Annotated in this window: 9 protein-coding genes, 2 tRNA genes and 1 rRNA gene; 7 read left to right on the top strand and 5 right to left on the bottom strand. The window is 41.3% G+C overall.

What is annotated here, in order from left to right; genetic code table 11:
- The 3 genes from F944_RS16505 to F944_RS16495 all read right to left on the bottom strand — a co-directional run bounded on the left by F944_RS16505 (position 1) and on the right by F944_RS16495 (position 1,914).
- A tRNA-Ala gene (locus F944_RS16505) sits at positions 1–76 on the bottom strand.
- A gap of 55 nt (positions 77–131) precedes the next feature.
- Positions 132–208 (bottom strand) — tRNA-Ile (locus F944_RS16500).
- Between the two features lie 169 nt (positions 209–377).
- A 16S ribosomal RNA gene (locus tag F944_RS16495) occupies positions 378–1,914 on the bottom strand.
- A 558-nt stretch (positions 1,915–2,472) separates the two neighbouring features.
- On the opposite strand from F944_RS16495, the gene F944_RS16490 reads away from it, so the two are divergent.
- The 5 genes from F944_RS16490 (at position 2,473) to F944_RS16470 (ending at position 6,487) form a co-directional block, all read left to right on the top strand.
- Positions 2,473–3,372 carry an MlaA family lipoprotein gene (locus F944_RS16490; protein ID WP_004993081.1) on the top strand — a complete coding sequence of 300 codons (900 nt, stop codon included), beginning with the start codon at positions 2,473–2,475 and terminating at the stop codon, positions 3,370–3,372.
- A gap of 126 nt (positions 3,373–3,498) precedes the next feature.
- Positions 3,499–4,467 carry an RsbU family protein phosphatase GigA gene (gene gigA, locus F944_RS16485; RefSeq protein WP_004993079.1) on the top strand — a complete coding sequence of 323 codons (969 nt, stop codon included), beginning with the start codon at positions 3,499–3,501 and terminating at the stop codon, positions 4,465–4,467.
- Positions 4,468–4,580: 113 nt separating this feature from the next.
- Positions 4,581–5,102 (top strand): anti-anti-sigma factor GigB, encoded by a 522-nt coding sequence (gene gigB, locus F944_RS16480; protein WP_004993077.1) that lies wholly within the window; start codon positions 4,581–4,583, stop codon positions 5,100–5,102.
- 31 nt (positions 5,103–5,133) lie between these two features.
- Positions 5,134–5,958, top strand: a complete 825-nt coding sequence (locus F944_RS16475) for a carbon-nitrogen hydrolase family protein (RefSeq protein WP_004993075.1) — start codon at positions 5,134–5,136, stop codon at positions 5,956–5,958.
- 82 nt (positions 5,959–6,040) lie between these two features.
- Positions 6,041–6,487 carry a MarR family winged helix-turn-helix transcriptional regulator gene (locus F944_RS16470; RefSeq protein WP_004993071.1) on the top strand — a complete coding sequence of 149 codons (447 nt, stop codon included), beginning with the start codon at positions 6,041–6,043 and terminating at the stop codon, positions 6,485–6,487.
- Between the two features lie 422 nt (positions 6,488–6,909).
- Here the strand turns inward: F944_RS16470 and gspE are convergent, their stop codons facing one another.
- Positions 6,910–8,397 (bottom strand): type II secretion system ATPase GspE, encoded by a 1,488-nt coding sequence (gspE, locus tag F944_RS16465; RefSeq protein WP_004993069.1) that lies wholly within the window; start codon positions 8,395–8,397, stop codon positions 6,910–6,912.
- A 99-nt stretch (positions 8,398–8,496) separates the two neighbouring features.
- On the opposite strand from gspE, the gene F944_RS16460 reads away from it, so the two are divergent.
- Both F944_RS16460 and F944_RS16455 read left to right on the top strand, forming a co-directional pair.
- Positions 8,497–9,321 (top strand): hypothetical protein, encoded by an 825-nt coding sequence (locus tag F944_RS16460; protein WP_004993066.1) that lies wholly within the window; start codon positions 8,497–8,499, stop codon positions 9,319–9,321.
- A 9-nt stretch (positions 9,322–9,330) separates the two neighbouring features.
- On the top strand, positions 9,331–10,251 hold the full coding sequence (locus F944_RS16455) for a mechanosensitive ion channel family protein (RefSeq protein ID WP_004993064.1): 921 nt from the start codon (positions 9,331–9,333) through the stop codon (positions 10,249–10,251).
- A 59-nt stretch (positions 10,252–10,310) separates the two neighbouring features.
- Here F944_RS16455 and F944_RS16450 read toward each other — a convergent pair whose 3' ends face one another.
- Positions 10,311–13,163 carry a DUF2339 domain-containing protein gene (locus tag F944_RS16450; RefSeq protein ID WP_026039915.1) on the bottom strand — a complete coding sequence of 951 codons (2,853 nt, stop codon included), beginning with the start codon at positions 13,161–13,163 and terminating at the stop codon, positions 10,311–10,313.
- Positions 13,164–13,260 lie beyond the last annotated feature (97 nt).

Genomic DNA, 13,260 nt, shown 5'->3' with positions numbered 1-13,260 from the left:
TGGTGGAGACTAGGAGAGTCGAACTCCTGACCTCCTGCGTGCAAAGCAGGCGCTCTACCAACTAAGCTAAGTCCCCAGCTTATATCATTTACGTATCTTTAACTCTGTACTCATTAATCTATTCGTCAGAATGGTGGGTCTGACAAGACTTGAACTTGTGACCCCACGCTTATCAAGCGTGTGCTCTAACCAACTGAGCTACAGACCCTGAGAAAGTTTTAAAGCACCGCTTTAAAAGTTTCGCAAGACAAACAGCTTCGCTGTGCGTAGTGTTTGATTCTCGCTCTTTTTTTAAAAGCTTCTCTCTAAATCTTTTTCATTCAGATACCAGAAGAACAACTTGTTGTGGATTCTTACCAATCAACCAATCTTTTCGTTAAGGAGGTGATCCAGCCGCAGGTTCCCCTACGGCTACCTTGTTACGACTTCACCCCAGTCATCGGCCACACCGTGGTGAACGTCCTCTTTGCAGTTAGACTATCCACTTCTGGTGCAACAAACTCCCATGGTGTGACGGGCGGTGTGTACAAGGCCCGGGAACGTATTCACCGCGGCATTCTGATCCGCGATTACTAGCGATTCCGACTTCATGGAGTCGAGTTGCAGACTCCAATCCGGACTACGATCGGCTTTTTGAGATTAGCATCCTATCGCTAGGTAGCAACCCTTTGTACCGACCATTGTAGCACGTGTGTAGCCCTGGTCGTAAGGGCCATGATGACTTGACGTCGTCCCCGCCTTCCTCCAGTTTGTCACTGGCAGTATCCTTAAAGTTCCCACCCAAAGTGCTGGCAAATAAGGAAAAGGGTTGCGCTCGTTGCGGGACTTAACCCAACATCTCACGACACGAGCTGACGACAGCCATGCAGCACCTGTATGTAAGTTCCCGAAGGCACCAATCCATCTCTGGAAAGTTCTTACTATGTCAAGACCAGGTAAGGTTCTTCGCGTTGCATCGAATTAAACCACATGCTCCACCGCTTGTGCGGGCCCCCGTCAATTCATTTGAGTTTTAGTCTTGCGACCGTACTCCCCAGGCGGTCTACTTATCGCGTTAGCTGCGCCACTAATCCCTCAAAGAGACCAACGGCTAGTAGACATCGTTTACGGCATGGACTACCAGGGTATCTAATCCTGTTTGCTCCCCATGCTTTCGTACCTCAGCGTCAGTGTTAGGCCAGATGGCTGCCTTCGCCATCGGTATTCCTCCAGATCTCTACGCATTTCACCGCTACACCTGGAATTCTACCATCCTCTCCCACACTCTAGCTAACCAGTATCGAATGCAATTCCCAAGTTAAGCTCGGGGATTTCACATCCGACTCAATTAGCCGCCTACGCACGCTTTACGCCCAGTAAATCCGATTAACGCTCGCACCCTCTGTATTACCGCGGCTGCTGGCACAGAGTTAGCCGGTGCTTATTCTGCGAGTAACGTCCAGTACCTGGTAGTATTAATACCAGTACCCTCCTCCTCGCTTAAAGTGCTTTACAACCATAAGGCCTTCTTCACACACGCGGCATGGCTGGATCAGGGTTCCCCCCATTGTCCAATATTCCCCACTGCTGCCTCCCGTAGGAGTCTGGGCCGTGTCTCAGTCCCAGTGTGGCGGATCATCCTCTCAGACCCGCTACAGATCGTCGCCTTGGTAGGCCTTTACCCCACCAACTAGCTAATCCGACTTAGGCTCATCTATTAGCGCAAGGTCCGAAGATCCCCTGCTTTCTCCCGTAGGACGTATGCGGTATTAGCATCCCTTTCGAAATGTTGTCCCCCACTAATAGCCAGATTCCTAAGTATTACTCACCCGTCCGCCGCTAAGATCAGTAGCAAGCTACCTCTCTCCGCTCGACTTGCATGTGTTAAGCCTGCCGCCAGCGTTCAATCTGAGCCATGATCAAACTCTTCAGTTAAAATCATTTCGCACCTTATTAAAGACAAGGTGCCAATTCTGGCTCATCAATTACTGACAAATTCTCTCAAATAAACTTCGAGTAATTTAAACCAATCAATTAATGATAATATTTCGATCAATCAATTAGTAAAAATCCACACAAGTTGTTCTTCTATATTCTTAATGATCTTCTTCATGCTTCGTCAGCATCAAGCTAGGTCGGCTATATTACTCTCAATCTCTTAAAAGTCAACAGGCAATTTAGATATTTTTAAAACTCATTTTACTCAACCAAAATATCAATCAAATCCCTCAAGACCCAACCAACACCCTGTTTTTCAACAAGTTTTTATCCGCTTCACCACCGATGAGTGCGCATTCTACAGCATTCCACAACCAACGCAACCCCTTTTATTTAATATTTTGAGTGTTTGATCGGTTTTTAATCTTTTTATCTTTTTTATAACATTTTTTACCCAGTTTTGTTTTAATAACAGCTATGATCCTATTATTCAATAGAACCATCTTTATATAGAATGGTATAAAATCTTGCCGCAAGAGGCGACTAAGGATTCTTATGCATTACTCAAAACTCGTCTTTATTGGACTTCTTTCAACTGGCATGTCTTTTCATCTTTTTGCTCAAGAGAGTACAAATGATGTGGTGACTGATGCTATAGAATACTCGTCTATTCCTGAATCTGATACACCTGAACACCGTGCACGATTTCAGAAGTTAAAGGAAATCAAAGACGATCTTAAAAATGTTAAGGCCAGTGATTTCAAGGTAAATGCGAATGCTGCACAGCCTGATCAAGTTAAAGATCCTTTACAGCCACTTAATCGTCAATTTTATGCTTTTAATGATGCTTTAGATCGAACTATTGTGCGTCCGATCGCTGTTCAATATACCCAAAAAACACCTGAACAAGTTCGTGGTTCTTATCGCCAGTTCCGTAAAAATTTAGGCGAACCGTGGAATGCTGTAAATCAGTTAATTCAGGGTCGACCTTCTCGTGCAGCAAAAACATTTGGCCGTTTTACGATTAATACTTTAACAACCCTGGGCTTAGCCGACCCAGCACGTCGCTTAGGCTTACCCGCTGAAGAAGAAAGTTTTGGGGTAACGCTTGGGTATTATGGTGTTCCATCGGGGCCATTTTTGATGTTACCGTTCTTTGGTCCAAGTACGTTACGTGATGGTTTTGGACTTGCTGTAGATAGTCAAGCACGTCCACAAAAATATATTATGGATGATCAAGACGGTTTATATTGGTCGACCAATATGTTGCAAGCGATTGATACTCGTGCGCAAGTTCTGGATATTGAGCAAATTCTGCAAGGCGACAAGTATGCAGTCATTCGTGATCTATACTTACAGCGTAAAAACTTCCAGATTGCAGAGAAAAAAGGCAATTCCGCAGAACAGATCCAGTTTATCGATGATGAATCAGATGATTCAGGTGATCAAAATTAAGCTTTAGCTTACATAATGTATTCATTTAAGATTGTTAGAGATTGAGTTTTTCTAGCAATCTTTTGATTTCTATAGTACATCTATTATAGTAAATGTGATTATTAATAAGGTTCCATTTAATCGTCTATGTATTTTATTCAACCGACACGTTCAGTCCCTCATTTAGATAAAGCCCTTGATGAGCTACCGAGCCTACAAGTCATTCACATAGATGATCTGGAATTATATGACCCTACGATTATCGCGATTGCAGACGTTCAAGATTTTTTACAATACCAGTGGGCACTACCTACCGTAGTTATTGCACGTGAAGACGAAGGTGCAGCTCTTGCTCAAGCTTGGCAACTTGGTGCGCTTGCAGGTTGGATTTGGGGGAAATTGCCGCAGAATCCTGTAGAAGCTTTATTGCAGATTGATGCTCAATATAAGCGTAATCAAGATAGTCGTGATCTTCCTGCTGCGGCTGAATTGCAGAAGAAACTCCTGCCCAATACCCTCGATTTACTCGACTATAAAATTGAAACTTTTTTTCAGCCTTCTGCGTATTTATCAGGTGACTGGTATGATTACTGGAAGCTTAATGATAAAGAAGTATTATTTTATTTAGCCGATGTTTCTGGACATGGGGTCACCAGTAGTTTACTCACTTCATGGATGGCGGCTTTTCATGGACGTTCTAAAACGCCACGCGAGTTAATCAAAAAACTCAATGGAATGCTGTTACAGGAAAATATCGAAAAGCATATTACGATGGTTGCAGGTATTTTAAATTTACACACCCATCAAATTCGCTGGTCAAGTGCTGGTCACTACCCGCCTCCGATTATTTTTGAACCCAATCAACCGCCTAAAATTTTAAACACCAGTAGTTTTCCGCTGGGTTTAACGGATGATCTGGATATCGAAGAATTCGAATTTACCTTAAATCGTCAGACTCGGTTTATTATTTGTTCAGACGGTGCACTCGAACCTTTTGATGGTGGACTAAATGAACAGTTTGCTCAATTGGTTGATCATTTACAAAAACAGTCTTTTCAAGCCCCTGAACATGTTGCTGATGACATTGCAATTCTAAGTCTTTGTCGACTGAATTAGCAGCATAATCAATAGCATGTCTTTTTAGTATTCCTTATCCGACTGTTAGATACTTGAGTATCTAAGCGCCCTATGTGATAATTTTGCAATCCTTCTCTGAAAATGGCATTTATATGTCAACAGGTCATGTTGAATATGCAAGCTTGAATGGAACGCATATTTTCAAACTTATTGGTGAAGTACGCGCCCAGTCTTGCATAAGTCTAGACAAACTTCTAAATCGAATTGAACAACAGCAAAATGTGGTTGGTGCAATTGTCGATTTAACTGAAACAACTTTTATTGATAGTACGGTTCTTGGAATATTGGCAAAGCTAGGTCTAAAACTGAAGCAGGTCCATCATATTCAGGCAGTCATGTTATCAACCAATCCGGATATTACGACTCTGGCCAATAGCATGGGGCTAGGGCAGGTTTTTGTTATCTTGAATTATTGTAAAGAACCACAAGTGTGTACGCGTGAATTATGTGAAGAAGAAATTACACATAACACCATGCTTAAAACAGTACTTGATGCACATAAAACCCTGATGCAACTAAACGAAAATAACCAGAATATGTTTGAGCCTTTAGTCAAACAACTACAAAAAGAACAAGATACAATGGATCAAGTATCTGCTAAGCAAAACGCTTAGCCTCCAGATATTTTCAGGATAAAATTGGCATATGACTTTACTTTCTGTTGCACAAATGAATTCTCAAAATGAGATCGACGATAATTTTCGTATGATCGAGTCTTTGATTCAACAGAGTAAAGCGCAACATGCAGAGTTGATCGTATTTCCTGAAAATTTTGTCTGTTTTGCTGCGGGGAAACAGCGTGAAACAGCAGCACAATTTGAACATATCCAGCAGCGTTTAGAACGACTGGCGCATCAATATCATATTTGGATTATTGCAGGGACATTGCCCTGCCCATTTCGTCCTGATGGGTCGATCATTCAAGATGGGCGTGTACGTACAGTCAGCTTATGTATCAGTCCTGAAGGGACACAGGCACGTTATGACAAAATTCATTTGTTTGATGTGCAAGTGGGTGATGCTGTCGGAGGGTATCAGGAATCCAAGTTTTTTGAACCCGGTGATCAGCCTGTGGTCGCCAAAACACCGTTTGGCAATATCGGGATGATGGTCTGTTATGATCTTCGTTTTCCAGAACTGGCATTAACTCTTCGAGCGCAAGGTGCACGCATTTTAACTGCTCCAGCGGCTTTTACTTATACGACAGGTCAAATGCATTGGCAGCTTTTATTACAAGCTCGTGCAATGGATACTCAATGTGATGTATTGGGTGCAGCGCAACAAGGCTGGCATGGTGAAAAGCGCCAAACTTGGGGACATACAGGAGCAACCAATAGTCGTGGACAGCTTTTGCAGATGATCCAAGATGAAGGCGCAGGACTCATCACAATCGAATTCAATGCCAAAGAACAGGATCAAATTCGAGCATCAATGCCACTGATGCAGCATCGACGTTTAATTTCTTTTTGATACATCATATTTTTTTATTACTGAAATCATTTATTTAAAGCTATAATCCAATATCGCATCTTTTTTATATTGAAGAATTTTTATGCAACAAGATTCATCGGGTTTACAACTAGATAATCAGTTGTGCTTTATGATTTATTCTACGAATCTTGCATTTCATCAGATTTATCGAAAAGTTCTAGCATCCTTAGGGCTAACGTATCCTCAATATCTGGTGATGCTCGTATTGTGGGAAAAAGATCAGGTGACCGTTTCTGAAATAGGCGCGCGTTTATTTTTAGAATCCTCCACCTTAACTCCGCTTTTAAAAAAACTGGAATCACATCAACTGATTCAACGTCAACGCTCGTCTCAGGATGAACGACAAGTGATTATTACCTTGACTGATTCAGGGATTAATCTGCAAAAAAAAGCACTCGAAGTTCCTGAAAAAGTCATTAGCACGACATCCTGTGATTTAGACCAGCTGTTAGCACTCAAAGATCAATTACAGATTTTACGCAATAATCTGCTTATGCATAACAAATAAAATTTAAAAATATTTTGAATATCATCTTGCTAAATTAATTAAATCGCATACTATATACTTAAGCACAAATTAATATCACACAATTTATTTAAGCAATACTCAGTCATCATGATAGGTTTATTCATACCTAAACAATGATAAGCATTTATCTGGATAAACAATGCATCTAAAGGTGAATGTACTGAGTTAAAGTAAATAAATCGTTAAATAGATTTTGATATTGAAGCCATTAGCACTGTCGTCTTAAAGGCTAGTTTTCAAGTTAGATTTTTTGATGAGATGAGCCATCATAAAATTGACTGCTAGACAATTAGCTAAAGAATAGGCTTTCAATATCACCCCCAATGCATACTCCCTCTCATGCATAGCACAAAGCACCTTAATCGGTGCTTTGTGCTTTTTAAATTTTAAAATTTTGTTCGCTATTCTTCAGCTTGATTGGTCACACGTAATACTTCTTCCAATGTGGTTTTCCCCGCCAATACTTTTCTTAAACCATCATCACGAATTGAACCTGAATATTGACGAGCGTAGCGCTCTAGTTCAAATTCAGCAGCATTGCCGTGAATGAAACGGCGCATTTGGTCATCTACAGGGACAATTTCATAAATGGCAGTTCGCCCAGTAAAACCTAAATGTGAACAATGCTCACAACCTTGAGGCTCTGGTAGTTTTAAGTTTTCTTCAGCACTAATATGCTGAAATAATTGACGCTCAAAATCATCTGCTTCGCGCCAAGTCGCGCAATGTGAACATAAGGTCCGGACCAAACGCTGTGCGATTACCCCAATTAAGGAACTAGATAGCAAAAAGGGTTCAATTCCCATATCTTTTAGACGAGTGACTGCACCAATTGCAGTATTGGTATGCAACGTAGATAAAACCAAATGCCCTGTCAATGAGGCTTGTACGGCAATTTCAGCTGTTTCCAGATCGCGGATTTCTCCAACCATCACAACATCGGGATCTTGACGCAGCATGGCTTTTAAAGCACGGGCAAAGGTCATATCCACTTTGGTATTGACCTGAGTTTGCCCAATTCCCTCTAACTGATATTCAATCGGATCTTCAGCGGTCAGGATATTGCGAGTATTGTCATTTAAATCAGAAAGCGCCGCATATAAAGTCGTGGTCTTACCCGAACCTGTCGGCCCTGTGACTAAAATGATGCCATGCGGACGATGTACCAAATGCGTCAAGCGTTCGTAATCGTTTGACATGAGTCCCAAATGGGTCATGTTTAAGCGGCCCGCCTGTTTATCCAGTAAACGCATCACCACACGTTCGCCATGTGAAGAAGGCAAGGTAGAGACACGTACATCCACTTCTCGACCCGCTAAACGCAACGAAATACGACCATCCTGAGGAATACGTTTCTCGGCAATATCCAGTTTTGCCATGACTTTAATACGTGAAACCAATAAAGGCGCAAGTTCACGGCGCGGCTGTACAATTTCACGTAGTTGACCATCGACACGCAAACGCACTGAAAGTTTTTTTTCAAAAGATTCGATATGAATATCTGACGCATTGACCCGAATGGCTTCAGACAAAAGTGCATTAATCAGCCTGACAATCGGCGCATCATCTTCCTGATCCATTAAATCTTCAGCTTCTGGCACCTGATCTGCCAAACTTAATAAATCTGGATGGTCTTCAAGCCCCGCGGCAACTTGTTGCGATTCTCCTGTATCGCCTGCATAACTCGAACTCAGTAATGCATTAAAACTCTGATCATCGCAAATTTGATGTTGAGCTGGTTTCCCTACGATCCGTCTTGCTTCCTGCAAGGCAATCCACTCTGTATTTTGACGGCGTACAATAAAGACTTGATCCCCTTCATAACGCAACAAAACGCCATGACGTTTCGCAAAACTATATGGAATTTGTATTTGTTTAAGTATTTGCATCACAAATTTATAATGATCAAAAATAGAGTTTTGAGTGTACTCTAAGCGTACTACAGCGTGAAGTCTGTTTTTACAAACTCACCAGAGGAATTTTTTAACTTGGAACAACAGCAATACGATCATCTCGAACCCGAGCAAACTAATTTAAGGTGGTGGGGTGAACAGAAATTTGAACTCAGCGAATCTAAAGCATGGCAGTTTGGGTCATTGCTCTTTCGTTTGACACGCGGAATTAATGAATGGCGACTGGAATATTATCGTCCACAATACCAACATGACTATGAACAACAATGGCAGAGAATTGCAGATCCACATTTTGCCTTTCCACAAGGGGCAAAAATTGAACGCTATATGTTTCGCAACACCCATAATGAATTTCAACTGATGCCACGTTTGGCAGATCGTTCTGTGGTTATCAAACCCGTCGACCCCATTTATATTCCAGCAGGTGAACGTGGCACACTTTATATTAGTACGCCATTATGGATTGCAGGCTTTGTTGAAAATCAGAGAGAGCCTATTTTCGATCTTCCAGTGATTCGCCCCAAAGACACCTGGTTTGGCCCTGATCATCGTACTGGGGAAATGTGCTATGCCACAGCAGTTGATGGTCGCACCGATTTAAATCTACTTAAACCCCGCGCATTTCGAGCTGTTACTCCAGTTGAATTTCATAATACCAGTAGCCAGCAATTACGTTTTGATCGTATGAATGTTCCTGTGTCTGCTTTGCCTTTATTTTATAGTGAAAGCACCAATCGCTTATGGACATCTCAAATTAAAGTCATACACGAAGGTTCAGATCGTCCACCGCGTATTCGTCTGGAAAATCGTACGCCCCCATTGGCAGGTGAAGTCACTTATGTACATCCACCACGCTCGCCGGGTGGTGCCTTGTTTAACATGTTTGATTCATTTTTCTAAGGAGGCATTATGGCAGATTCCAATATCCCCAAAGATGTCGCTGTCAGCCTCAAAGGGATTTTTACCAATATTAATCTGGATCGACTGAGTGAAATTCTGGTCGCTGTTGTTCTATGTTTAATTGGCTTTATTTTTGCCCGCTTGGTTTCAAATACGTTTATCCGAACCGTAGGCATGCGCTTCAATGCACACCAACGAATGGTTTGGCGACGCGGGATCTTCTACTTTATTTTTATTATTTTTGTGATGGCTAGCCTGAAAGAAGCAGGCTTTAAACTCAGCGTATTTTTAGGCGCAGCCGGAATTTTAACTGTCGCTTTGGGTTTTGCTTCACAAACCTCAGCCAGTAACTTGATTAGCGGTTTGTTCCTGATTGGTGAAGGGTCATTTGAGGTCGGAGATACTATTCAAATTACCTTAATTCGTGGTCATACCATTGAAGGACAAGTGATTTCGATCGATTTGCTTTCGGTTAAATTACTGACATTGGATAATGTCTATGTACGTTTACCCAATGAACAATTGATTCGAGCTCCAGTCATGAATATGTCCAAGTATCCGATACGGCGTATTCCGATTACCCTCGCCATTAACTTTCAGGAAGACATCATGAAAGTGCGTAAGGTTCTTCTTGATGTTGCATCCAGATATCCTTTGGCATTAGATGACCCGAAACCTGAGGTGACTGTCACCGCCTTTCGTGAATCTTCAATTGAGCTGTTATTTTCAGTCTGGTGCCGTCAAGAGTTGTATTTAAAAACTCGCGATGAATTGCAAGAACGTATTCGTAATGGCTTTTTGGAAAATCAAATTGAGATTCCTGTACCGAAGATGGGTTTTGTTGATCGTCCACCAACAACGCCTTTAACGGAAGATGACATTGACTCCTATGCCAATACACAGGAACTTAAACGAGAACCAAAACTTTAGGCAACTTAACAAGGGTGGTTTGCCACCCGCTAAAATAGTGTATCTATAAGCTTTAAAATTTAACGCTCAATGCTTTCCTTATTTGATTGTGCTGGCGGCAATGGTGCCAGATAAGCAATGACCAACATGATAGCTCCAGCACCAATAAATGAAACCACACGCGTTAAGGTTCCACTCTGCGACAAATCAAGTACCACTAGCTTAATCACCACAATAGCAAGTAAGGCTGCCCCAACAAACCAAAGCTGACGGATTTGACGCTGACTCGAAAAAGTCATTAACACGAAAGCCAAAATTACCCAAAGTAAAGTTAAGCTAAGTTGTACCGTACCATTCGACCAAATTGTCCAGCCCCAAAGAGGTGTTGCCAAATACATATGTAAGGCCCGAACGACAATACTGCTAAACACCACCAAGGCAATCAGAATGTTGACCACTTTAGAAAACCATTCTAATGTTTTAAATGAAGCGGTAAAATTATGATGATAAACCATCCACAATAATCCAGATAACACGCTTAAGCACAATAAATCTACAGGATTGAAGATCGGTAAATAATAAGCCACAAAAACCTGATCACTTAAACTGACTATTAACAACCAAAACCAAGTCAGTGCCCAAACTGAAAACTGATCTAGCATAAGGTCATTTTTTCGCTTAAACAGCCAAATGCTATATAAGACAGGAATCACAGCGAAAGAAAGCAATGCAGCATCTGGCCAAAGTGCTGGACCTATTGTCGCTAAACTCAGCCAGAGTAAAGCGGCCCACCAAGCATTAAACTTCGAATCAATTTGCTGGTTTTTTTGAATGCTAATCAAGAGCAAGGCCAAAGTGGTTGCTGCAATGAAAAAGCTCATTTGCTGTAACGAAGCAATCCAATGAAAATGTGTGAATAGTCCCTGTTGAATCAGCTCTACGAAACACAAGCCGATAAAAATACTCAGAATCATCAACTGCGGAAACTGCCAATCCAAACGTGCGCGTAAATATACCACTCCAGTAAAGCCAAAATATAAAATTGCGGCGATCGCCAAATAAGGGCTTAGGCCCTGCCCGTGCCATGTAAAATACTCGACACCTGCCACTGCACCTGAATATAAAGCCAGACTCAAAAATAGACTGGCAATGACTGATGAATCCTGTCGAGAGGATGGATCTCGAAATAAAAAATATGCCGAAATGAATTGTGAAATCGCATAAATACTGGTGCTTAACACAGGAAAATGCTCATCTGACCAGACTTGATAAAATAGGACAACAGAACTGAGTACGACTAAAAATATCCCGAGATAACGACTTAATCGATACCGCTCAGAAACACCCCAAACAATTAAAGCTGTCCCTTGCACCACCCAACCAATTGCTGTCCAGTGCGCCCCTTGATATAACGGGAAAATCAGCGCAATAAATGCCACCGCTAAAATAAAAAAACTTTTGGCTAAAATTGATAATTCAGATTGTTTTTGTTTAATCCACCAGCCCAAAGCAGCATAAGTTCCTCCCAGAAGTGCTGCCCCCAGAGTCAGTGCTAGACTTGACTGTTGCACTAAAAAAGCATGTAAGGAAAATCCCAAAATCGGCACACTAAAAATCAAACCAACATCTACCAATGGTGGAAGTTGAATATTGGATTGATGGTTCAAGGAAGAATCATTTAAAGACTGATCTTTTAAAGAGCGATATTCTTTCTGAATCAATTGGCTATAACGTACACTCAGCCAGATAAACAAGGCGATATGCAACCATAAAATAAGATCAAGCGTATGATATTGTGCGGGATTTGCATAGATAACAATGACGCTGCCCGCAAGTAATCCTGACGCGAAAAAAGCAATTTGATTGAGTATTTTCCATGGCTTGATAAAATTCATCGCGGCCACAGCCAGATTAATCATCAAATAGTAACTCAACAAAAAGACACTATCTGGATGCGATTGTGGAATCAATAAAGGTGCAAGATAAGCCATACTTAATGCAAGCATCGATAGATAAACCGCATTTTGTTTTAAGCTTAAAGCGACCGTAATAAGTAGCAAAACAGCAAAACCAACACTTGCGATGCTCAAATTTGCAATCACCGCATAATGATGCGCAAAAATTAAAGTCAGGAAAATAATTGCCAGACCTGCACCTTGCAAAGCAACTGCAAATAATGCGTTCTTTTTTCTCAAATAATAGCCAAATACAGTCAATGCACCGCCTGTAATAGCGATTCCCAATAATTTTATACTCAAACTGAGTTGCCAATGTTCGCTGGCAAAACGCAATAACAGCACCACCCCAATCATTAAAATCGCAATCGCAACTCGCAAAATTGGATTACCATGCATCAGCCAATCCAGTGCTGGTTGCCACCATGCCTGTTTTTGAGATGGTGGATCTACAGCAAGAGCATCATGAGTCGGATCATTCTCTAGCGTTGACAATATCGGTGTATCATCTTGAGATTGAAACCACACAGGTGTTTTCGATTGCTCCAAATGATTCAATTCAATTGGTTCAACATCAGAACTCAATGATGCTTGTTGTATCTTTTTATGGTTTTCAAGATTTTTTAGGCGCTCATTCATCGAACTTAACATCTGAATCAGACTAAACAACACCAATCCACTTCCAACTAAAATAGCCGAACCACTGTGCAAATAGTAACCTGCAAGACCAATTAAAGTTCCAAGATATAGAGCCCATCGCGGTAAATATAAATGATCAACAGATGCAGTTACTTGATATTGCTGTTCAAGCTGCTGGATACGGCGTTCAAAAGCTGTGAATTGTTGTACGATAAAAAATATCAAAAGTACAATAACAACGGCCACTGCATTTTTGATCTCAAAAGCAAGTGCAACCAATAAAGCGACAGCAAGAATAATGATGATTATCGTGGGGTAATACTTATCATTTTTATAGATATTAAAAAAACAAACTCAGTTATTTTAAAGCTATCTTACCTCATCAAAACATCTGCGTATATTTAGCCACCGTCCCTAAAGGCGAAGTTCTACATTT

The organism is Acinetobacter ursingii DSM 16037 = CIP 107286, assembly GCF_000368825.1.
Classification (GTDB): Bacteria; Pseudomonadota; Gammaproteobacteria; order Pseudomonadales; family Moraxellaceae; genus Acinetobacter; species Acinetobacter ursingii.
Note: the sequence above shows the minus strand (reverse complement) of the source record. Positions and strands in the feature narration are given on the sequence as shown.